This window comes from Amycolatopsis sp. 505, from assembly GCF_031625235.1.
In the GTDB taxonomy this organism is placed as follows: Bacteria; Actinomycetota; Actinomycetes; order Mycobacteriales; family Pseudonocardiaceae; genus Amycolatopsis.
In genome coordinates this window covers 343288-365410 of sequence record NZ_JACKQP010000009.1, presented here as the reverse complement: position 1 = coordinate 365410, position 22123 = coordinate 343288, and the positions used below count along the sequence as shown (strand labels likewise).

19 protein-coding genes are annotated in these 22123 nt (G+C 71.8%); 4 read left to right on the top strand and 15 right to left on the bottom strand.

What is annotated here, in order from left to right; genetic code table 11:
* Nucleotides 1-204: 204 nt before the first annotated feature.
* Together H5965_RS32590 and H5965_RS32585 are read right to left on the bottom strand one after the other, a co-directional pair.
* Entirely contained in the window at nt 205-1617 is a 1413-nt protein-coding gene (locus tag H5965_RS32590; RefSeq protein ID WP_310974610.1) for a DUF6801 domain-containing protein, read from the bottom strand.
* 85 nt (nt 1618-1702) lie between these two features.
* Nucleotides 1703-2341 carry a DUF6801 domain-containing protein gene (locus H5965_RS32585; RefSeq protein ID WP_310974609.1) on the bottom strand — a complete coding sequence of 213 codons (639 nt, stop codon included), beginning with the start codon at nt 2339-2341 and terminating at the stop codon, nt 1703-1705.
* A gap of 423 nt (nt 2342-2764) precedes the next feature.
* Between H5965_RS32585 and H5965_RS32580 the strand changes: the two genes are divergently transcribed.
* Nucleotides 2765-3661: a hypothetical protein gene (locus H5965_RS32580; protein ID WP_310974608.1), complete on the top strand. Its 897-nt coding sequence runs from the start codon at nt 2765-2767 to the stop codon at nt 3659-3661.
* A 39-nt stretch (nt 3662-3700) separates the two neighbouring features.
* Here H5965_RS32580 and H5965_RS32575 read toward each other — a convergent pair whose 3' ends face one another.
* The 13 genes from H5965_RS32575 to H5965_RS32515 all read right to left on the bottom strand — a co-directional run bounded on the left by H5965_RS32575 (nt 3701) and on the right by H5965_RS32515 (nt 17157).
* Nucleotides 3701-4345 carry a hypothetical protein gene (locus H5965_RS32575; protein WP_310974607.1) on the bottom strand — a complete coding sequence of 215 codons (645 nt, stop codon included), beginning with the start codon at nt 4343-4345 and terminating at the stop codon, nt 3701-3703.
* 79 nt (nt 4346-4424) lie between these two features.
* A complete protein-coding gene (locus tag H5965_RS32570) occupies nt 4425-5612 on the bottom strand; it encodes a hypothetical protein (RefSeq protein WP_310974606.1) in 1188 nt (395 codons plus the stop codon).
* Nucleotides 5609-6112: a hypothetical protein gene (locus H5965_RS32565; protein WP_310974605.1), complete on the bottom strand. Its 504-nt coding sequence runs from the start codon at nt 6110-6112 to the stop codon at nt 5609-5611. The genes H5965_RS32570 and H5965_RS32565 overlap by 4 nt, the downstream gene beginning before the upstream one ends.
* Nucleotides 6100-7308 carry an MlaD family protein gene (locus H5965_RS32560; RefSeq protein WP_310974604.1) on the bottom strand — a complete coding sequence of 403 codons (1209 nt, stop codon included), beginning with the start codon at nt 7306-7308 and terminating at the stop codon, nt 6100-6102. The genes H5965_RS32565 and H5965_RS32560 overlap by 13 nt, the downstream gene beginning before the upstream one ends.
* Complete coding sequence (locus H5965_RS32555) at nt 7308-8390, bottom strand: MCE family protein (protein ID WP_310974603.1); 1083 nt, start codon at nt 8388-8390, stop codon at nt 7308-7310. Before H5965_RS32555 ends, H5965_RS32560 begins: the two co-directional genes overlap by 1 nt.
* Nucleotides 8387-9427 carry an MCE family protein gene (locus H5965_RS32550; protein WP_310974602.1) on the bottom strand — a complete coding sequence of 347 codons (1041 nt, stop codon included), beginning with the start codon at nt 9425-9427 and terminating at the stop codon, nt 8387-8389. Before H5965_RS32550 ends, H5965_RS32555 begins: the two co-directional genes overlap by 4 nt.
* Complete coding sequence (locus H5965_RS32545; protein ID WP_310974601.1) at nt 9424-10416, bottom strand: MCE family protein; 993 nt, start codon at nt 10414-10416, stop codon at nt 9424-9426. The genes H5965_RS32550 and H5965_RS32545 overlap by 4 nt, the downstream gene beginning before the upstream one ends.
* Nucleotides 10413-11417, bottom strand: a complete 1005-nt coding sequence (locus H5965_RS32540) for an MCE family protein (protein WP_310974600.1) — start codon at nt 11415-11417, stop codon at nt 10413-10415. Before H5965_RS32540 ends, H5965_RS32545 begins: the two co-directional genes overlap by 4 nt.
* Complete coding sequence (locus H5965_RS32535; protein ID WP_310974599.1) at nt 11414-12688, bottom strand: MCE family protein; 1275 nt, start codon at nt 12686-12688, stop codon at nt 11414-11416. Before H5965_RS32535 ends, H5965_RS32540 begins: the two co-directional genes overlap by 4 nt.
* A complete protein-coding gene (locus H5965_RS32530) occupies nt 12685-13536 on the bottom strand; it encodes an ABC transporter permease (RefSeq protein WP_310974598.1) in 852 nt (283 codons plus the stop codon). Before H5965_RS32530 ends, H5965_RS32535 begins: the two co-directional genes overlap by 4 nt.
* A 2-nt stretch (nt 13537-13538) precedes the next feature.
* Nucleotides 13539-14333: an ABC transporter permease gene (locus tag H5965_RS32525; protein WP_086843216.1), complete on the bottom strand. Its 795-nt coding sequence runs from the start codon at nt 14331-14333 to the stop codon at nt 13539-13541.
* A 464-nt stretch (nt 14334-14797) separates the two neighbouring features.
* On the bottom strand, nt 14798-15790 hold the full coding sequence (locus H5965_RS32520) for an LLM class flavin-dependent oxidoreductase (RefSeq protein WP_310974597.1): 993 nt from the start codon (nt 15788-15790) through the stop codon (nt 14798-14800).
* A gap of 8 nt (nt 15791-15798) precedes the next feature.
* On the bottom strand, nt 15799-17157 hold the full coding sequence (locus H5965_RS32515; RefSeq protein WP_310974596.1) for an FAD-dependent monooxygenase: 1359 nt from the start codon (nt 17155-17157) through the stop codon (nt 15799-15801).
* 58 nt (nt 17158-17215) lie between these two features.
* Between H5965_RS32515 and H5965_RS32510 the strand changes: the two genes are divergently transcribed.
* The 3 genes from H5965_RS32510 (at nt 17216) to H5965_RS32500 (ending at nt 21738) form a co-directional block, all read left to right on the top strand.
* Nucleotides 17216-17419 (top strand): helix-turn-helix domain-containing protein, encoded by a 204-nt coding sequence (locus tag H5965_RS32510; RefSeq protein ID WP_310974595.1) that lies wholly within the window; start codon nt 17216-17218, stop codon nt 17417-17419.
* A 7-nt stretch (nt 17420-17426) separates the two neighbouring features.
* Nucleotides 17427-17891 (top strand): Clp protease N-terminal domain-containing protein, encoded by a 465-nt coding sequence (locus H5965_RS32505; RefSeq protein WP_310974594.1) that lies wholly within the window; start codon nt 17427-17429, stop codon nt 17889-17891.
* 76 nt (nt 17892-17967) lie between these two features.
* On the top strand, nt 17968-21738 hold the full coding sequence (locus H5965_RS32500) for a hypothetical protein (protein ID WP_310974767.1): 3771 nt from the start codon (nt 17968-17970) through the stop codon (nt 21736-21738).
* Nucleotides 21739-22123: the final 385 nt, after the last annotated feature.

Sequence of the window (22123 nt, the reverse complement as noted above, 5' to 3'; positions counted from 1 at the left end):
CCGGGATCGACGGGCTGAACGCCGGGTCCGCCGGTCGCCGCCAGGCCCAGGTCGACGCGACCGCGGAAGCCGTCGCCGGAGGCGGTCAACGGCGGCGCACGACACGGTGGTGAGGACGCGACTCCCCTCGATTGTCCGCGAAGGGTGCTTCAGGTCACCGGCAGGTCCGGGGTGATCGGGAGCCCGGTGGAACTGCAGTGTGCCTCAGTTCGGGTGCTTCGCGACCGCCTTGTCCGCCGCCGCCCCGGCCGTGCCCGGGAGGGGCGGGAGGGTGTCGGGCGGGCAGTTGGTGTGGTCGGGCTCGGTGCACCCGTTCAGGTTGTAGGTGTCGATGAAGGCCTGGTTGCCCCAGCCCGTGCTCATGCCGCTGAGCAGCGGGCTCAGGTCCTGGCCGCCGGAACCGCAGTCGCGGAAGGGCGGCAGGTAGAAGCCCTTTTCCGGATCGGTCCGGACGTGGCCGGTGGTGAACGGGTCGTAGCGACCGGTGATCTCGAGCGACACCGGCTCCTTCGTCACGCAGCCGGGGCCGACCTCGAGCGGGACACCGTTGACCTTGGCGCCGCTCAGCTTGCCCATCACCTTGAGCTCGGTGCGCAGGTTCGTGTAGCCCTCGTCGTCGGTGAACAGCCCGCCGCCCACTTCGATCATCTTGCTGTTCTGCCAGTCGACCGGCAGGAACTCGACGGTCGCGGTCACCGGTACGAACCCGAAGCCGAGGAACGTGGTGGTGGCCGGTTTGAACACCGCCGACCCGGACACCCGGGACTCGCCGGTGTCGATGTTCACCGTGAAGAACGCGTTGACCAGGAGGGCGGGGTCGGCGACGACGGTCGCGCCCAGCCTCGCGACGGTCGACCTCGTCATGATGGTGATGAGGCCGAGCGGCACGGTGTATTCGTTCGGCGGCGGGTCGTCCTCCAGCGCGGCCGCCGAACCGAGCGCGGCCTTCTGCTCGGCACCCGGCTTCGCCGTCGGCTGGACGAGGATCGTGCCCAGCGTCGCCTGCTGGCCGGGATCGAGGGTGCACGCGATCGGCGGGGCGGCCTCGGGCGCGGCCGGTGCATCGGCCGCGGGAACGGCCGCCAGCGCGAGCTTTGGCGCGGTGACGTCGAACGTGACGGGGCCGAAGGTGTTGATCGCGATCTCCGGCACGTCGCCGGTGGCGGTGAGGGTGACGTCGCCGGTCTCCGGCAGGGGCGTCGGCGCCACGGTGAGGGCGACCGGGATCTGGTCCGAGCGCTCGCCCTGGTGCACGGCGAGGGCGAGCTGCACGGCGCCCTGCAGCGAACCGGCGGTGGCGCCGGCGGGCAGGAGTGACAGGGCGACGTCGCGGGGGAGGCTGAACTGCGTGGCGTACTTGCCGATCGTCGCCGAGGTGCCGGTCTTCGCCACGGTGGGCAGGGTCGCCGTCGTTTCGACGGTGAGCTTGCGCGGGCCGAGCGGATCGGCGAAGGGACAGGTGACCGAGACCGACGCCGTCGCCGTCTTCTCCGGCGGGTCCGCGGGGGCGGGGGCGGCCGAACCGACCCCGGTCAGCGCGCCGTTCGCCGCGGACAGCAGGCCGGCGGCCGCCAGCGCGGTCACCGTGACGGAGCGGGGCCGGAGTCGACGTGGCATCGGTTTCCCTGTGTGTTCGGTGGTGCCGAAGACGGAAACCCGGTGCGGGCCCCTCTCGCGAGGAGGCCCGCACCGGGAACCGGCGTCAGTTGACGGTGATGCTCGGGCTGAACGCGGTGTTCTGCGCCGGGTTGGTGACCTTCAGGGTGCAGTTCATCGACCACGGCGTCCAGGTGTTGTTGGCCTTCTTGTGGAACTCGAGGGCCGCCGTGACCGTGGTGCCCATCGACAGCGTGTCGGTGCCCGCCGCCGCCGGCGCGGTGTAGGTCGGGACGGTGGAGGTCGCGACCTGCGAGATGTTCACCGTGATCGGGCCGCCGGCCGGGTAGATGGTCTCCGGGATGTCCAGCCCGGTGGCCGCCGGCTGCGACAGGGTGCCCGACGCTGCCGTCACCGGCACCGTGGCGGTGCCGCGGATGCCGTCGTAGCCGACCGCGGTGAGCAGCGCGTGGACACCGGCGCTGATCGTCGCGGAGCCGCCCACGTTGGCCGGGGTGAGGGTGCCGCCGGCGGCGACGGAGTCCTCGGCGTCCAGGTGCGAGGTCACCAGGACCGGCTGCGGCGTGACGCCGGGGAAGGTGCAGGTGTAGGTCAGGGGCGTGGTGCCACCGGCGGTGTAGGTGACCGTGGCGGCGGCCGCGGTGCCGGCGGTCAGCACCGCGATGGCGCCGACGGCGGTAGCGGTGGTCGCGATTCCGGCGGACAGCCTGCTGAGTCGGGACATACCCATCTCCTTTGATTCAGTACAGTCTCGGCTTTGGCTGATCGATTGCTCGCCGTCGTAGCGCTGTCGATCACGTTCGCCCGCCCCCATTGCCCCGAGCGGCGGGACGTGAATTCACCGACGTGCGAGGTGGAGGTCCATCTGCCGGGAATGAGGCTACTCGCGAGTTCATTACGGAACAAGAGTTTGTGGCATCGTCAGTGCGCCGCACCGGGACGGCTCGGCTTTCTTGTCCGCGGTCGCGCAGGACCGGCGGCGGTTTCATCGGATTTTGACAAAGAACCACCGCGCGATCGAACACTCTCGGGAACGGTCTACCATTCACGATCTTGCCGAAGCAATCTGGGATAACGAAACGCGAGAAAGGAGGCTACCGTGCCACTTGCTTCACGTTGTGAACGGGTATCGCTCAGGGGGGCCGCATTGACGGTCTCGGCGGCGCTGGCCCTGTCGCTCTTCGCGTCGCCGGCGTCCGCGGCCACCGCCGGCGGGGTGCTCGGCTGGGGGAAGCAGGACTTCGGCGTCGTGGTCCCCCCGGCGGCGGCGCTGACCGGGGTCACCGCCGTGTCCGCGGGCTCCACGACGGTGCTCGCGTTGAAGGGCGGGACGGTCCTCGCGTGGGGCGCGAACAACTGGGGCGCCAACGAAGTGCCCGCCGCGGCGCTGTCCGGCGTCAGCCAGATCGCGTCGGGCTGGGGGCACGAGCTCGCCCTCAAGAACGGTCAGGTCCTGGCCTGGGGCAACGACTGGTACGGCCAGACCGACCTGCCCGCCTCGGTGGCCGGTGGCGTCACGGCGATTTCGACGTCGTACATGCACAGCCTGGCCCTCAAACAGAACGGCCAGGTGGTGAGCTGGGGCAGCCGGACCGACGTGCCGGCGGCCGCGCAGTCCGGGGTGACCGCGATCGCCGCCGGGTCCGACCACAATCTGGTGATCAAGAACGGCGCCGTGCTGGCGTGGGGGAACAACGCCTACGGGCAGGCGACCGTGCCGGCGGGCCTGACCTCGGGCGTCACCGCGGTGTCCGCCGGCGCCCAGCACAGCCTGGCCCTGAAGGACGGCCGCGTCTACGCGTGGGGCCGCAACAACTACGGCCAGGTGACCGTCCCCGACGCGGCCCTGTCGGACGTCGTGGCCATCGACGCCGGTGCCAACCACAACCTGGCCGTCAAGGCCAACGGCGACATCCTCGCCTGGGGTTCGAACCTGGTCGAGGAAACGGCCCCGTACCTGCTCCCGTGCGGGCCGGTCTTCGGCATTTCCGCCGGGGAGAACGACAGCTTCGCGCTGAAGGAAAACCCGGGCGCGCCGTGCTGAGCGGGCGGGTGGCGGGCGGTGTGCCCGCCACCCGCCGGGTCAGCTCGCCGCGTTGGGCGTCAGGGTGAGGTTGATCTTGTTGCCCGGACCCGAAACCAGCGCGCCGAGGGCGAGGTCGGCGACCCAGCAGTTGGTGAACTCCGGGATCGTGTAGTCGGCCGAAACCGTGATCGGCGAGAAGATGTCGATGTCCTTCGCCACCAGGTTCAGTTCGATCGGGGTCTTCGTCTTGCAGGAGCCCGGCACCGTGGGCAGCGGGATGACCGGCGTGAGCAGGCCGACCCAGATGTCGCTGATCTCCATGTTGGCCTTGGCGTGCGTGGTCAGGGTGGCGTCGGCCAGCGTGCCGGTGGCCGGGCCGAGCGGGATCACCTTCACCGTCGCCTTGATCTTGAACAGGCCGGAGACCAGGGAGATGTTCGCCTGCGACGGCGGCAGGCTCAGGTCCGCGCTCAGGCCGACTTCGCCGGTCTCGTCGTTGACGAGCAGGTTCCCGGCCAGGGTGCCGGGGCCGAGGTTCATGGTGCTGCCGGTCTTCTTCACCACCGTGTTGCCGGTCACCGCGAAGGAGACCGGGAACGGGATGACCTCGGCCGACGCCGGGGTCGCGGTGACCACGGTCATCGCCACGGTCGCCGCCGACGTGAGCACGGCCAGTCTCTTCAGCTTCGTTGCCACGGACATGGTTGTCCTCCTTGTGCGTTTCCCGGCCGTTTCCGGGTGCTCCCGGAAACGGTGACGTGCGGTATTGCTGCGGACCGGGTCAGCGAGGTTCGAGATCGGTGATGACCCAGCCGCCGGTGGTGTGCTCCGCGGTCACGGAAAGCTGCGCCGCGGCGCTGTCGGTCGCATTGTTGTCGGCCCGGACGGCCGATTGATCGAGAAAGACGAGTAACCGCGCGTGACCATTCTTGAGTTCTTGGACGGCGCTGGCGGAAACGCGCGAAGTGAGCACGAGTTTCTGTTCGGGAGCTTTGCGCCTGACTTCGGCGAAGAGCTTGTCGTAGGAATCCTTGGCCGACCCGCGCAGCACGGCGGCGGCGGCCTTTTCGGTGACGTCGGTCCGGTCGTAGGAATAGGAGAAGATCCGGTTCACCGCGAGGGTGACGGCGGAGGTGACATCGGCGGTCGCCCCGACATCGGTGAGCGCCAGGTTCGCCGCGGCGGGGTTGGCGGCGGCGGAGCGGGCTTCGAGGGTGAACCAGACCCCGGCCCCGGCGAGAACGACGGCGGCGGCGAGGAGGAGCACGGGAAGGCGGCGCCGGCCGGGGCGGGGCTTGACGGGGGTGGCGCCGGCTTCGGCCGGGCCGGTTCCGGCGGCTTCGTCCTCGGCTGGCTCGCCGTCGAGGGTGGTGGTGGGCTCGCTGTCGAGGGTGGCGGCGCTGCCGGGCTCGGCCGCTTCGGCCTCAGCGGCGGCCTCGCTGCCGGGTGCGGGTTCGGTGGGCGGCTCGCCCGCGGTCGCGCGAGTCACCTCGGCAGCCGGTGGGCCGTCGGCGGCGTCGCCGACGGCCCACCGGCCGTCTGCGGTGGCCGAGCTGCTCTCTTCGTCCGCGGCGGCGGGACCACCGGCGGCCCCACCCGTGCCGGACTCGCTTGCGCCGGACCCGCTTGCGCCGGTCCCGGTGCCGCCGGACTCGATGGCGCCAGACCCGCTTGCGCGTGTCCCGGTGGCGCCGGTCCCGATAGCGCCAGACCCGCTTGCGCCGGTCCTGCTTGCGCCGGTCCCGGCGGCGCCGGACCCGCTTGCGCCGGTCCTGCTTGCGCCGGTCCCGGCGGCGCCGGACCCGCTCGCGCCGGGCCCGCTCACGCCGGGCCCGCTCACGCCGGGCCCGCTCGCGCCGGGCCCGCTCGCGCCGGGCCCGGTGCCGCCGGGCCTGCTCTCGGCGGTGTTTGCGTTAACGGCCCCGGTCTCCGCCGCCAACCCCTCCGCGGTCGTCTTCGTGCGGCTCATCGGGCACCCACCGGCAGCTGGTCGAGCGCGCTCAGCTTCCACCCCTCCGGCGTCCGGCTCAGCGCCGCCGCGAAGCGGTTGCGCTTGACCGCCGGAGCCGTTCCTTGCTTGGCCATCGTGATCTCCACCGAGGCCAGCAGCTTCGCCGTGCCCGCGTGTTCGTCCAGTTCGCTCAGGCCGGCGTCCAGCACCCGGCCCGTGGCCACCGTGGCGTTCGCCGCCAGGGTCTTCTTCGTCGTCTCGTCCGTGCGGGCCAGCTGGTCGTGCAACGGGCCCGTCGAGGCCGCCAGCCACTTGCCCAGGCCGCCGTCGACGTCGTGGTAGTCCAGCGTGTTCAACTCCGCCACCAGCGTGCGGCCGGCGGTCAGTGCCTCGTCGCGGGCCGTCCCGTACGTCACCGACGACGCGTGGGCCGCCGAGTACCACGAATAGCCCGACCAACCCGCGAACACGGCCGCCGACGCGGCCAGCACCACCGACGCCACCTTCACCGCAGCCACAGCATCTCCTCGAGGCTCGTCGCCGTCGCCTGCGTCCCGAGCCCCAGCGGGCTGGTCAGCCCGCCCGGCAGCACCGCGGCCGGGACCGGCGGGTGCGGCGCGTTCTGCGAGCCGCGCACCGAGCTCGGGTCGCCGTAGGGCAGCGTGCAGGCCGCGTCGGTGTTGAACGGCATCGGCGAGACGTCGTTGCTGGGCCGGCGCGGGGTCTTCTCGTAGCCCTGGGTGCACGGCGGCGGGTCGTTGAAGTTCAGCACCAGGCCCATCCGCAGCTGGTCGCCGCGGTCGTTCAACGCCGACCCGACCGTCGCGACCGCGCGGGGCACGTCCGACAGCAGCTGCTCCTCCGCCGCGGTGCGGGTGCCGAACACCCGGGCCGTGGTCAGCAGGTTGGCCAGCAGGATCGGCAGGCCCGGGTCGTTCTCCTTCAGCAGGCCGCCGAGCTCGGACGCCGCCGGCGGGGCGGCCGCGATCAGCCGCCGCAGGTCGCCGTCGGAGCTCGCCAGCTGCTGGGCGAACACCTTGGCGTTGCTGCTGAACGACCGCCACTGCGCGGAGGAGTCGATCTGCGTCCGCAGCACCGTCGCGCCGTCGCCGATCAGCTTCGACGTCTGCGGCAGGTGGTTGCTCGCCTCCTGGGTGAACGTCATCGCCGAGTCCATCAGCGTCTGCAGGTCCGGGCCCGCGCCGCGCAGGGCGTCGTCGAGCTCGTTCACCACCGTGCGCAGGTCCTGGGTCGGCACCGACGCGGTGAACGAGTCCAGGTCGGTCAGCAGGCTGTTCACCGGCAGCGGCAGCGTCGTCGACTCGCGCCGGATGACCGAATTGCCGTCGAGGTAGGGCGCGTTCGCCGTGCGCGGCTGCAGGTCGACGTACTGCTCGCCGACCGCCGAGCGGTTCGCGACCACGGCCCGCGAGTCCGCCGGGATGGGCGGGGCGTCGTCGTCGATCAGCAGGTCCGCCTCCATGCCGGCGACGGTGAGCCGCAGCTCCCCGACCCGGCCGACGGCGACGCCGCGGTAGGTCACCTCGCCGTTGGTGAACAGCCCGCCGCCTTCGGCGAGCTCGAGCTTCACCGTGTAGCTGCCGGACCCGAACAGCCGGCCCAGCCCGGCGTAGTTCGCGCCGACGAACGCGGTCGTGGCCAGCGCGATCACGACGAACAGGACGACCTGGACGCGGACTCTGGTGCTCAGCATCAGCGGCCTCCGGTGGCGACCGGGGTGGTGCTGCTCGGCAGCGGGAAGACGGGCAGCCCCGGCGGGACACCCTCGCCGAGCGGGGGCAGCGGCACGCCGGGCGCCGGGATCATCGAGGCGTAGGCGTTGACGTAGTCGCCCTTGATCGCGCCCAGCACCGAGTCCGGGAACGGGAACGTCGGCAGCATCTGCAGCGACTGCGGCAGGTCCTTCCCGGCGTCGGCCAGCTGCTGCAGGATCGGCGCCAGCGCACGCAGGTCGGCCACCATGTCGGCGCGGCTGCGGTCGACCACGTCGGTGGCCACCGTGCCGAGCCGGTCCAGCGCCTGCAGCATCGACACGAGCTGGGTGCGCTGGTCGGTGAGCGTTTTCAGGCCCGGCGTCAGGTCGGTCAGCGCGCCGGAGAGCTGCTCGTGCCGGTTGGCCAGGGTCGCCGAGAGCCGGTTCAGCCCGTCGAGCGCTTCGGTGATGTCCGACCGGTGCGCGTCCAGGTCGGTCATCAGGGTGTTCACCCCGGAGAGGAACGACCGGATCTGGTCTTCGTTGCCGTCCATCACCTTCGACAGTTCCCGGTTGATCGTCTGCAGCTGCCCGATCCCGCCGCCGTTGAGCAGCAGGGAAAGCGCGCCGAAGATCTCTTCGAACTCGGGGTTGCGGTTGGTGCGGTCCAGGGTGATCGTGGCGCCGTTCGCCAGCCGCCCGGTGCCGGCGGTCTTCGGGTCACCGTCCGGTGGGGCCAGTTCGACGAACTTCTCGCCGAGGAGGCTGGACTGGCGGAGCCGCGCGACCGCGTTCGCGGGCAGGACGACGTCGCCGTTGACCTCCAGGACCGTTTCGGCCGTCCAGCCGTCCCCGCCGAGGCGGACTTCGCGCACCCGGCCGACCGGGACGTCGCCGACCTTCACCGCGGCTTGCGGCACCAGGTCGAGGACGTCGGCGAACTGCACGGTCACCGAGTACGGGTGGTCGCCGACGTCGGCGCCGCCCGGCAGCGGCAGGTCGTAGACGCCCTTGAACTCGCCGGAGGAGCAGCCCGCGAGCGTCAGGCACCCGACGGCGAAGACCGCGAGTACGCGTTTCACCGGCCGCCTCCGTTCGTATAGGTGTCACCAGTCACCGGCAGCGGCAGCGGCGGCTGGGGGTAGTACTCCAGCAGGTTTCCGCGGCCGAGCACCCGCCCGGTGGCCGGGTCGACCGACTGGAGCACGTTCGTCACCGCCAGCGGCGCGACGTCGAGCGTTTCGGCCAGGGACGCGCGCTGCTCGACGAGGGTCCGCGTGGTCGTCACCAGGTTGTCCACATTGGCCTTGAGCGCGCCGCGGTTGTCCCGGATGAACGCCTGGACGTCGCCGAGCGCGCGGCCGAGGCCTTCGAGCGCCTGGGCCAGCTCGCCGCTGTTGGCGGCCAGGGTGCCGGAGATCTGGGCCAGCTGCTGGTTGACGTTGCTCACCTGGCTGTCGTTGGTGGCCAGCATGGTGGTGAACTGCTGCAGCTCGGTCACCGTGCCGAACAGGTCGTTCGAGTTGCCGGCCAGCGTGCGGGCCAGCTGGGCGAAGTTGCGGACGCTGTCGTTGAACGCGCGGCCGTTGCCCTGCAGGGTCTGCGCGCCGGTCTTCAGCAGGTCGGACAGCGCGCCCTGGGAGTTGGCGCCGTTCGGGCCGAGAGCCTGGGAAATCGTGTCGAGGCTGGCGTAGAGCTGGTCGAGCTCGACCGGGGTGGCCGTGCGCTGGACCGGGATCGTCGCGCCGTCCGGCAGCCGCGGCCCGCCGCGGGCCGGCTTGCCGAACTGCAGGTACCGGTCGGCGACGACGCTGGGGGCGATGACCAGGAGGGTGGTGTCCTCGGCGACGCCGACCGAGCCGTCGACGCTCATGTCGACCTGCACCTGCTCGCCGCGCGGGGTCACCGAGTCGACCTGGCCGATCCGGACGCCGAGCACGCGGACGTCGGAGCCGGGGTAGACGCCGACCGCGCGGGTGAAGAACGCCGTGACGTGGTGCTGGCCGGAGCCGGAGAACACCCACCACAGCGCCGCCGAGACGACGAGGGCGAGCAGCAGGGCGGCGGCGACGAACCGGCTCGCCAGGACGCCGGCGCGGGTGGTGGTCAGCGCGCTCACTTCGCTCCTCCCTGGGATTTCGGCGGGGTGCAGGGGTCGTGGTTCTCGGGCAGCAGCCCGCAGAGGTAGGCGTCGATCCAGTGGCCGTTGCCGGTCGTGTTGGTGAGCACCCGGAAGTACGGGCCGGCCAGCTGCAGGCCCCTGGTGAGGTTGTCGTTCTGCCGCTTGAGCAGGTCGGTGACCTGGTCGAGCGACTGCAGGGCGGGCTTGAGCGCGTCGGAGTTGTCCCGCACCAGCCCGCTGAGCTGATCGGCCAGCCGGGCCGAGCCGTCCAGGAGGTCCCGGATCGCGTCGCGGCGGCTGTTCAGCTCGGTGAGCAGCAGGTTGCCGTCGCCGATCAGCTTCTCGAAGTCGTCGTTCGAGTTCGCCAGCGTCGTGGTCAGCTTGCGGGCGTTGGCGAGCAGTTCGGCGATCTGGCTGTCGCGGCCGGCCACCGTCTTCGACAGCCGGCTCAATCCGTCGAGGGCGCTGCGGACGTGCTCGGGGGAGTTGCGGAAGGTGTCCGACAGCGTGGTGAAGCTGTCCGCGAGCTGCTTGGTGTCGATCGCGCCCACGGTGTCGGCGAGGCCGTTGAAGGCGTCGGTGACGTCGTAGGGCGTGACCGTCCGGGTCCGCGGGATCGGCCGGTCCGGGTCCTGGACGTCGTCGCCGGTGGGGTTCAGCGCGAGGAACTTGCGGCCCAGCAACGTCTTGATCTTGATCTCGGCGGACGTGCGGTCGCCGATCCAGGCGTTCTTGACCCGGAAGGAGATCAGGACGTGGTCGTCGGCCAGCGCGACCGTGCGGACCTCGCCGACCTTGATGCCGGCGATCCGGACCTCGTCCTCGGGCTGCAGGCCGGCGGCCTCGGAGAACTCGGCCTCGTACGTCGTGCCGCCGCCGACGATCGGCAGGTTGTCGTAGTTGAAGGTGAGGGTGAGCAGGGCGGCCAGCCCGACACTGCCCACGACGCCGAGGGTGATCGGGTTGCGTTCCTTGAAGGACTTCACGATCCGCACCTCGCCGTGTCGGTCCGCACTCCGCGCGGGGGCGTGGCTTCGAGCGTGGCGCCGCAGAGGAAGAAGTTCATCCACGATCCGTAGGAGGCGGTCCGGCCGATCTCGCCGAACTTCACGGGCAGATTGGTCAGAAAGCTGTCCACATCGGACTGGTTCTCGGCCAGCGTGCCCGCGACCTTCCGCAGGCCGTCGATGCTGTCCTTCAGCGGCGGGCGGGCCTGCTCGAACAGCCCGGCGGTGGACTCGGTCAGCGCGCCGATCCCGCTGATGGCGTCGCCGATCGCGGCCCGGTCGCCGGCCAGCCCGGAGACCAGCCGGCGCAGGGTGGACACGAGGTTCGCCAGCGCGTCGCCCTTGCCGTTGACCGTGGTCAGCACCGTGTTGAGGTTCCCGATCACCTCGCCGATCACCTTGTCGCGCGAGGCGAGGGTGGTGGTCAGCGAACCGGTGTGCTGCAGCAGGCTCTCGACGGTGCCGCCTTCGCCCTGCAGCACCTGGACGATCTCGCCGGAGAGCTCGTTGACGTCGTTCGGCGACAGCGCCTGGAAGAGCGGTTTGAAGCCGTTGAACAGGTCGGTGAGGTCGAGCGCGGGAGTCGTGCGGTCCAGCGGGATCTCGGCGCCCACGGGCAGCTGCTCCCGGGTGCCGGTGTTCCCGCGCTCCAGGGCGACGTACCGCTGGCCGACCATGTTGCGGTACTTGATGACCGCGTGGACGTCGGCGGGCAGGCGGCGGCCCTGGTCGAGGGAGAACGCGACCACGGCCCGGTTGCGGTCGCCGATGTCGAGGGACTCGACCTGGCCGACGCGGACCCCGGAGATGCGCACGTCGTCGCCGACGTTGAGCGAAGTCGCGTCGAGGAACTTGGCCGTGTAGCGCTCGTCGGCGCCGACACCGGAGTTCGTGATGGAGATGGCGAGCAGGGCCGTGGCCAGTGCCGTGACGGCGATGAAGACGAGGCTCTTGATCAGCGGGCCGGCGATGTTCCTCACTTGAGCGTCACCTCCGTGCCGCGGTAGAGCGGCCCGACGAGCACGCTGCTCCAGGCCGGGACCTCGGCGGCGGGCACCCCGACCGACGGCGCGAGCAGCGTCGACAGCAGCTGCTCCTCCTGCGGTGAGTTCGGGAGCCCGAGGTCGCCCTGGCCGCCGGTGAGGAGCGGGTGCGCCGCGGTGCCGGGAGCCGTCGCGGCGGTGCCGATCGTCGGGGAGACGCCGGACGGGTAGCACCGCGGCTCGCCGCCGCCGGTGAACCGCGGGTCGTCCCGGCCCGGCCGGTACTTGCCGCTGTCGGGCAGGACCGCGACTTCGCCGTGCAGGCCCGGTTCCTTCGTGCCCGCGCCGAGCACCTTGTCCATGGAGCCTCTCAGTGCGTTGAGCGAGCCGATCGTGCAGGCGAAGCTGGGGGAGTACTTCGCCGCGATCTCCAGCGGCGCACGGCTGTCGGCGGCCAGGGAGATGAGGTTGTCCCGGTTGGCGGCCAGGAACGTGGAGATCTCCTGCGACGACGACGTCACCTGCTGGTACACCCCGGCCAAGTCGGCCTGCTTCTCCTTGATCGTGCCGAGCGTGACGGCGGAGTCGGTGAGCGCGTCGAGGAGATCCGGGGCGATGTCGCCGTAGAGGCGGGAAACCGTCGCGAGGTCCCGGACGTCCGAGGTCAGCTGCGGGAGGTCGGGGTTGAACTCCTTGAGATAGTCCGCGGCGGTGTCGATGGTCCGCCCGAGCTGCTCGCCGCGTCCTTCCAGGGCCGTCGAAACCGCGGTCAGCGTCGTGGCCAGCTTCTGCGGCTGGACCGCCTGCAGGACCGGCAGCAGGTTGTCGAAGACCCGTTCCAGCTCGACCGCGTTGGCCGAACGGTCCTGCTCGATGACGTCGCCGGCGACCAGGTGCGGGGCCCGCTCGCCGTCCGGGATGGACAGCTGGACGTACCGCTCGCCGAACAGCGTCTTCGGCACGAGCAGCGCGGAGACGTTGCGGGGCAGCATGTCCACCTTGCCCGGCTCGAGAGCAAGCGCTATCTCGGCGCCCTGCGGCGTCGCCCGGACGTCGCGGATCTCGCCGACGAGCACGCCACGGGCCTTCACCTGGCCGCCCGGGGAGAGCTGGTTGCCGATCCGGCTCGCCTTGAGCGTCACCGGGACGGTGGTGACGAAGTCCTTGTCGTACACCTTGATGGACAGCGTCACGAGGACGCCCATCACGACCAGGAACAGCACGCCCGCGGTGCGGACCCCGGCCTTGTGGCGGGTTTCGCGTCTCATCCGGCCACCTGCACGGTCGTCGTCGCGCCCCAGATTGCCAGGGACAGGAAGAAGTCGAGGACGCTGATCGCGACGATCGCGGTCCGGACCGCGCGGCCCACCGCGACCCCGACACCCGCCGGGCCGCCGCTCGCGCGGAAGCCGTAGTAGCAGTGCGCCAGGACCACCACGACGCTGAACACCAGGACCTTCCCGAACGACCACAGCACGTCGCCGGGAGGCAGGAACAGCAGGAAGTAGTGGTCGTAGGTACCGGCGGACTGGCCGAAGAACCAGACGGTGACCTGCCGCGAAGCGAGGTAGCTCGACAGCAGCCCGATCGCGTAGAGCGGGATGACGGCGAGGAAACCGGCGATCACCCGGGTCGTCACCAGGTACGGGACGCTCGGGATGCCCATGACCTCGAGGGCGTCGATCTCCTCGGAGATCCGCATCGCGCCGAGCTGCGCGGTGAAGCCGCAGCCGACGGTGGCGCTCAGGGCGAGGCCGGAGACCAGCGGCGCGATCTCGCGCGTGTTGAAGTAGGCGGAGACGAACCCGGCGAACGCCGACGTCCCGACCTGGTTCAGCGCGGAGTAGCCCTGGAGGCCGACGACCGTGCCGGTGGCGACGGTCATCCCGATCATCACGCCGATCGTGCCGCCGATGACGGCCAGCGCGCCGCTGCCGAAGCTGACCTCGGCCAGCAGGCGGACGACCTCGCGCAGGTAGCGGTGCAGGGCGCGCGGGGTCCAGGCGATCGCGCGGAGGAAGAAGAGGATCTGGTCGCCGAGCGTGTCGAGGAAGCCGAACCGGCGGTCGACGGCCTCGCGTACCCGAGCCGTTCTCGGGAGGTCCGTGGTCGTCACTTCTAGCTCCCCTTGGGCGGGACGAGTTGCAGGTAGACGGTGGTGAGGATCAGGTTCAGCACGAACAGCAGCAGGAACGTGATGACCACGGACTGGTTGACCGCGTCGCCGACACCCTTCGGGCCGCCCTTGGGGTTGAGGCCGCGGTAGGAGGCGACCACCCCGGCGACGAAGCCGAAGATGAGGGCCTTGATCTCGCTGATCCACAGGTCCGGCAGCTGGGCCAGGGCCGAGAAGCTCGCGAGGTAGGCGCCGGGGGTGCCGTGCTGCATGATCACGTTGAAGAAGTAGCCGCCGAGCACGCCGACGACGCTGACCATGCCGTTGAGGAAGACCGCCACGCCCATCGCGGCGAGCACCCGCGGCACGATCAGGCGCTGGACCGGCGAGACGCCGAGCACCTCCATCGCGTCGATCTCTTCGCGGATGGTGCGGGAGCCGAGGTCGGCGCACATCGCGCTGCCGCCGGCGCCGGCGATGAGCAGCGCCGTGACGATCGGGCTGGCCTGCTGGATGATCGCCAGCACGCTCGCCGCGCCGGTGAACGACTGCGCGCCGATCTGCGTGGTCAGCGACCCGATGTGCAACGCGATCACCGCGCCGAACGGGATCGAGACGAGCGCCGTCGGCAGGATCGAGACGCTCGCGATGAACCAGAACTGCTGGATCAGCTCGCGTACCTGGAACGGGCGGCGGAAGGTCAGCCGGACGACGTCGAAACCGAGCCCGTAGAGCCGGCCGGTCTGCCGCAGTGCGGCCGCCCCCGGGAACGACGCCGTCGTCGTCCGTTCGGCCATTCGTGTGCCTCCAGCGGTTTCGGCGGCACGCCGAACACACCCGAGTCGACCAAGGGGAAATGGTCCGAATGGGGTAACAAATCCCAGTCATTCACGGTCTCGGGGGCACCGTGCCGTTTCCTACTGGTCGGTACGCTAACGACGGCCTTGCTGGGAGACAAGAACTTGAGCAGGATCACGGGGTCACGGGCTGGTAACCGCACATTTCTTGTCCGGTGCTGACAAACGGTCCCGATCTTGTTGTCAGAGAAGGAAAAGAAACTTACCTCCGGCTCGCGCCCCGCCTTGACAATACGTCCCCGCTTGTCAATTCCCCTGTACCTGGCCGGACGACACGCGTATCCCGCTGGACGACACGCGTACCCAGCCGGACGACACGGGAAACCGGGCGGGTGCGGCCGTGTCGTCCATCCCGGTACGCGTGTCGTCCGTTGGTGTACGCGTGTCGTCCGGCCAGGTACGGGTCAGGACTTGAGGGTGGCGAGGAGTTCGTAGGAGCGGATGCGGTCGGCGTGGCCGTGGACCATCGTGGTGACCATCAGTTCGTTCGCGCCGGTGTCGGCCAGGAGCTGCTCGAGTCCCTTTTGGACGGTTTCCGGCGAGCCGACGATGCTGGACCCGAAGCGCTCGGCCAGGAACGCGCGGTCCATCTCGGTGTACGGGTACTCCGCGGCCTCTTCCGGTGTCGGCAGCGCGATCGGGCGGCCGCGGCGGAGGCTGAGGAACGTCAGCCCGGACGGACCGGCGAGGAACCGGGCGCGCTCGTCGGTTTCGGCGGCGACCACGGACACGCCGAGCATCACGTACGGCTCGTCGAGCACGCCGGGCCGGAAGTTCTCGCGGTACAGCTGCACGGCCGGGATCGTGTTCTCCGCGGCGAAGTGGTGCGCGAAGGAGAACGGCAGCCCGAGCCGTCCGGCCAGCTGGGCGCTGAAACCACTCGAACCGAGCAGCCACACCGGCGGCTGGTTGCCCTCCGCCACCACCGCGTTGACGCCGCGCGCCTCCGAGTGGGTGAAGTAGCCGATCAGTTCCTGCAGGTGCTCCGGGAAGTTCTCCGCGGACAGCCCGCCCGGGCCGCGCAGCGCCAGCGCCGTCCGCTGGTCGGTGCCGGGCGCGCGGCCGATGCCGAGGTCGATCCGGCCGGGGTGGAACGCCTCCAGGGTGCCGAACTGCTCGGCGACGACCAGCGGCGCGTGGTTGGGCAGCATGATGCCGCCCGACCCGACGCGGATGCGCTCGGTGGCGTCGGCGACGTGCCCGATCAGCACGACCGTGGCCGAGCTGGCGATGCCGGGCATGTTGTGGTGCTCGGCCAGCCAGTAGCGGTGGTAGCCCAGCCGTTCCGCGGCGCGGGCGAGGTCCAGGGTGTTGCGCAGCGTCTCGCCGACGGTGTTCCCCTCCGAAACGGGGGACAGGTCGAGCACGGACAGCGGCACGTCAGGCAGTGAGCTCACAACCGGGGTCAACGCCCCGGTGCCGCCAATGCTTCCCGCAGGGCCGCCGGATCACCGCCGCGGAACGTCACGACGCCGTCCGGGCGCACGAGCAGCGCGTCGGCCGGGGCGTCCGGGCAGGCGGCGGTGACGATCTTCACGCCCGGCCCCGCGGCTTCCCGCAGGTCGGAGCGGTCGGCGAAGTCGAACAGCACGGTCCGCGCGGCCCGCATGATCTCCGCCACCCTGGTCGGCTCGCCGCCGACCGTCAGCGGCAGGTCGGGGACGTACGGCAGCTCGTCGGCGTCCCGCAGGAGCCCGCCCAGGTACCGGGCCGCCTCGGGAAGCGCGGCCAGCTCGCCGAAGAGCGTCCGCAGGGCGTCGCCGTCCTCGCCGGTCAGGCGATCCAGGAGGGCCTGGACGCGGGTTTGCGTCAACGTCCGCGCCGCGACCGGGTGCCGTTCGGCGTGGTAGCTGTCGAAAAGGCTTTCCGGCGCCGAACCGCGGACGACGGCGGCGAGCTTCCAGCCGAGGTTGACCGCGTCCAGCAGCCCGACGTTGAGCGACGACCCGCCGGCGGGGAAGAGGTGGGCGGCGTCGCCGGCCAGGAACACATGCCCGGCCCGGTACCGCTCGGCGAGCCGCGCCGAACTCGCCGTCCGCGAGAGCCAGAGCGGTTCGCCGAGCGGCAGGTCGCTCCCGAGGACCCGGCGGACGGCGTCGCGGAACTCCTCCAGGGTCGGCTCGCCGACCGGCTCGGGGGCGACCTCGCGGACGCCGGCGATCACCACGCCGGGCGCCAGCGACGTCACCAGCACGCGCCCGCCGGGACGGCGGTTCCAGCCGCGCGCCAGCCCGGAGCCGAACAGCGGGAGGTTCCCGCGGAAGTGGCCGAGGCGCAGGAGTTCGCCGTCGGTGGTGCCGGGGAACCCGATGCCGGCCAGCTCGCGGACACGGCTGTGCGCGCCGTCGCAGCCGACGACGTACCGCGCGTCCAGGCGGTGTTCGCCGTCCGGGCCGCGCACGGTCCCGAGGTCGACGAGTTCGTGCCCGCGCCGGATTTCGGCGCCGAGTTCGCGTGCGCGTTCGGTCAGCAGCGCCTCCATGCGCGGCTGCTGCAGCATCAGGCCGGGTACGGGCGCGTTCACCGGCACCGGCCCGAACGGGAAGCCGGGGAAGGGGCCGGCGAACGCCGTCTCGGCCCGGAACCGGTCCAGGAGCCCCCGGTGGTCGAGCTGCTCGACGATCCGGCCGACGAGCCCGTTCGCCCGCGGCCGCTCGTCCGGCGCGGCCCGCCGGTCGAACACCACCACCTCGGCCCCGCCGAGCCGCAGCTCCGCTGCCAGCATCAGGCCCACCGGGCCCGCTCCGATCACCGCGACATCCATGACACCCTCCCGATTGTCAGTTCAAACTGACGACCATGTCAGGCTAGACTGACACACCGTGGAAGCGGAAGAGCTTTCGGGACGCGTCTCGGAAACGGACCCGGCGGTGGCGTTGCGGGCGGTGGGTGCCCTGCACCGGCTCGCCGAGCAGGTCGAAGCGGCGGCCGTCGCGCACGCGCGGCAGCAGGGCTGGTCGTGGGAGCAGATCGGGGACGCGCTCGGCGTCGCCCGGCAGTCCGTGCACGCCAAGTACGGGAAGTGAAGTCCTCGTGCTGGACCGGCTGATCGCCAAGAGCCCGTTCGCCGCGGTGGTGACGGCGGCCCTGGAGGAGTCCCGCCGCCGCGGCGACCGGCGGCTCGGCACCGAACACCTGCTGCTGGGCCTGCTGCACGACGCCGCCAACGCGCGCACGCTCGGCACGAGCCTGGCCGAGGCCCGCGCGGCCCTGGACCGCCTCGACCGGGCCGCCCTGGCGGCGCTCGGCATCGAGGTCGAAGGCCTCCGCCCATCCGAAGTCCCGGTGCGGCGCGGGAAGCTGACGCCGGGTGCGCTGACGTCCGGGGCGCGCGCGGTCGTCAACGAGGCGATCCGCGGGACACCGCGGCCGCGTGATCCGGCGCGGCTGCTGCGGGTGCTCGTAACGCTGTCACCGCCGGATCCGGCGGCCGATCTGCTGGCCGAACTGGGCGTGCCCGCCGAAGCCGTTCGCCGGCGGCTGGATTCGCCTCCGTGACCGCGCGGGATTGGCTACGGTGGGCCAATCGGAAAATGGACAACAGGAGGACCGGTTGCCGCGTCCCGAGCGCCCCTTGGATCCCGGAGACGATCTGCTGATCGAATTCGCCGCCGATCTCCGGCGGTTGCGCGAGAGCGCCGGGAATCCGACCTACCGCGAGCTGGGACGGCGGGCGCACTACTCGGCCGGGACGCTGTCGGAAGCCGCCGGCGGGCGGAAACTCCCCAGCCTGGCGGTCACCTTGGCCTACGTCCGGGCCTGCGGTGGGGCGACGGCGGAATGGGAGGAACGCTGGCACGCCGTCGCCGACGAGTCGCGGGCGGGCGGTGCCGATTCACCGTCGGAGCCGGAATCCGGCGAAATTCCGCCGTACGTCGGGCTGGCCGCTTTCACCCCGGCCGACGCCGGCCGATTCTTCGGCCGGGAACGACTGGTCGAAAAACTTGTCGAACGACTCGCGAGACAACGTTTTCTCGCCGTCCTCGGCGCGTCCGGCTCGGGGAAATCGTCCCTGCTGCGGGCCGGTCTGCTGCCGTCGGTGAAGGGGCCGGCCGTGCTGCTCACGCCGGGGCACCGCCCGCTGCAGGAGTGCGCGGTCAAGTTCGCCGCCGCGCTCGGCGTCGCCCCGGGCGCCCTGCTCGACGACTTCGCCGCCCACCCGCGCAACCTCGGCCTCGCCGCCCGCCAGCTGGCCGACGGCGAGGAGGAGGACGTCGTGCTGGTCGTCGACCAGTTCGAAGAGGTCTTCACCCTCTGCCAGGACGACCGGGAGCGGGCCCGCTTCCTCGGCGCGCTCGTCACCGCGACCACCGAACCCGGCAGCCGCACCCGGGTCGTCCTCGGCATCCGCACCGACTTCTACACCCACTGCGCGCGGCACGCCGAGCTCGCCGAGGCCATGCAGGACGCCCAGATCCTGGTCGGCCCGATGACGACCGAAGAGCTCCGGCAGGCGATCTCGCGGCCCGCCGTCGACGCCGGCTACCGCGTCGAAACCGGCCTGGTCTCCCGGCTCGTCGCGGACGCCACCGGCCAGCCCGGCGTGCTGCCCCTGCTTTCGCACGCGCTGCTGGAGACGTGGCGGCGGCGCCGCGGCACCACGCTGACCCTCGCCGGGTACGAGTCGACCGGCGGCATCGAGCGGGCCATCGCGCAGACGTCCGAAGGCACCTTCGCGAAGCTGTCACCGCGTCAGCAGCGGCTGGCGCGGCAGATCTTCCTCCGGATGACCGCGCTCGGCGAAGGCACCGAAGACACCAAGCGGCGCATCGGCCGGGCCGAGCTCGACGCCGACGACGAGGACACCGCCGTCGTCCTCGGCGAGCTGGCCGCGGCCCGGCTGGTCACCCTCGACGACACCGGCATCGACATCGCCCACGAAGCCCTCATCCGAGGCTGGCCGCGGCTGCGCGAGTGGCTCACCGAAGACCGCGAAGGCCTCCGCGTCCACCGGCAGCTCACCGAGGCGACCGGCGCCTGGGAAGCCGTCGGCTCCGACCCCGGCTGGCTCTACCGCGGCACCCGGCTGGCGATCGCCCGGGAGTGGGCCGCGCGCCAGGACTCGGCGCTGTCCCAGCGGGAACGGCGGTTCCTCGACGCCAGCCTCGCCGTCGAGCACGCCGAACAGGAACGCGACCGCCGCCGCACCCGCCGGCTGCGGCAGCTGGTCGCCCTGCTCGCGGTGCTGCTGGTCTTCGCCGTGGCCGCCACCGTCTACGCCGTGCGCGCCGAGACCACGGCCACCGAGCAGCGCAACGACGCGCTCGCCCAGAAGGTGGCCGGCCAGGCGCTGGCCATGCGCGCCACGAACCCGGCGCTGGCCGCGCAGCTCGCGCTCGCCGCGTACCGCCTGGATCCCGGGGCCGACGAGCGCAGCGGCCTGCTCGGCATGTTCGGCTCGCCGTACGCGACGCGCCTGTCCGGGCACACCGGCCGGGTCAACACCGTCGCCCTCCGCCCGGACGGGCAGGTCATCGCCACGGCCAGCTGGGACGGCACGGCCCGGCTCTGGGACACCCGCGACCCGCACCACCCGGTGCCGCTGGGCGTGCTCGCCGGGCACCAGGGCAACGTGAACAACGTCGCCTTCGCGGCCGACGGCCGGACCGTCGCCACCGCGGGCTTCGACGGCACCGTCCGCGTCTGGGACGTCTCGGACCCGGCGCGGCCGGGCCCCGGCACGACGATCGAGCGGCACGAGGGCAAGGCCTACGCCGTGGCCTTCAGCCCGGCCGGGCCGCTGCTGGCGACCGCCGACGTCAAGGGCACGATCCGGTTTTACGACACGACCGACCCCGCGCACCCGCGGCCGTCGGGGGAGCTGACCGGGCACACCTCCTACGTCAACAACCTCGCCTTCAGCGGCGACGGCCGGCTGCTCGCCTCGGCTTCGGCCGACAAGACCGCGCGCGTCTGGGACGTCGCTTCGCGGACGCAGCTCGGCGTCGTGGCCGGGCACACCGACGTCGTGCACTCGGTCGCCTTCAGCCCGGGGCGGCCGGTCCTCGCCACGGCGAGCCAGGACCAGACCGCGCGGCTGTGGGACATCGCCGACCCGGCCCACCCGGCGCCGCTGGCGTCGCTCACCACGCACAAGGCGACCGTGCGCTCGGTGGCGTTCACCGCGGACGGGCGCACCCTCGCGACCACCGGCTTCGACCGCACGGCCCGGCTGTGGGACGTCGCCGACCCGCGGCAGCCCCGCGAGCTGCAGTCGCTGTCCGGCCACATCGGCGCGGTCGTCTCGGCGGTGTTCACCCGCGACGGCCGCACCCTCGCGACGGCCAGCGACGACCAGTCGGCCCGGCTCTGGGACCTGCCCGGCCCCGCGATCCCCGCGCACACGGCCCAGGCATGCCACGTCGCGTACGGAGCCGGGGGCAAGCTGCTTGCCTCCGGCAGTTACGACCAGACGGTGCGGCTGCACGACCTCACCGACCCGCGCGCGCCGCGGGACCTGGCCACGATCGGCGGGTTCGGCGACGCGGTCTGCGGCGTCGCCGTCAGCCCGGACGGCCGCACCCTGGCCACCGGCAGCTGGGACCACACGATGACGGTGCGGGACATCACCGACCCGGCCCGGCCGGGGCCACCGGTGGTGTTCAACCGGCTCCACGACGACATCGACGCGGTGGCGTTCAGCCCGGACGGCCGCCTGCTCGCCACCGCGGGCGACGGCCACACGGCCCGGCTGTGGGACCTGGCCGACCGCCTCCGGCCGGTGGAGATCGCGAAGCTGGAGGGCCACGACGACGACGTCCACACGATCGCGTTCAGCCCCGACGGCCGGACGCTCGCCACGGCGGGCTGGGACCACACGGCGCGGCTCTGGGACATCTCGGCGCCCCGCGCCCCGCGGCCGCTCGCGAAGCTGGCGGGCCACACGGACACGATCTTCTCGATCGCCTACAGCCCCGACGGCAAGCACGTCGCGACGGCGAGCGCGGACCGCATGGTCCGCCTCTGGGACGTCACGGACCCGCACCGCGTACCGCCCTCGGTGGTGCTGGACGGCCACGCGGACGTCGTCATGTCGGTGTCGTTCAGCGGCGACGGCCGAACGCTGGCCTCGGGGAGCTACGACCGCACGATCCGGCTGTGGGACGTCGCGGCGGCGGCGCCGTACGCGGTGTTGCCCGAGCAGCGCGACCGCGTCTACGTCGCGCAGTACGCGCCGAACGGCCATACGCTGGCGGGAGGAGGCGCGGACGGCGCGGTCCGGTTCTGGGAGGGCGACCCGGACCGGGCGGCCGAGCGCATCTGCGCGGCGGTGTCACCGCGGATCAGCGAGGCGGAGTGGAGCGAGAGCTTCCCGGACCTCGACTACGCCCCGCCGTGCCCCTGACCGGGGCGGCTGTGGTTGTTCGGCGTTGTTGTTCGGTGCGTGAGCGCGGACACCGAACAACCCGGATCGACTAGACATGCCCTCGGACGATGTCGTCCCACGACGTTCATTTCACCGGGGGTCTGAAGGGCTCCTTCGAGGAAACGGGAACCCGCCACCCGCTCCGCGAAGGGGCCCTTCAGCGTGTCACCGGTCCTTTGGGTACGCCGGCCGATCTCGGCCCGGAGGTGCGGTGACTTGGGCGGGGTTCGGGTGCCCACCACCCCGAAGCCGGGATTGTCACTACGGCCGGTGGTACCGCGTCAAGGCGGGAAAGCGTGCCTTGACCCGGCACCACCGGCCGTGTTCTGGCTTCGGATCGGGGCGGCGGGGCAGGCCTGGGCGG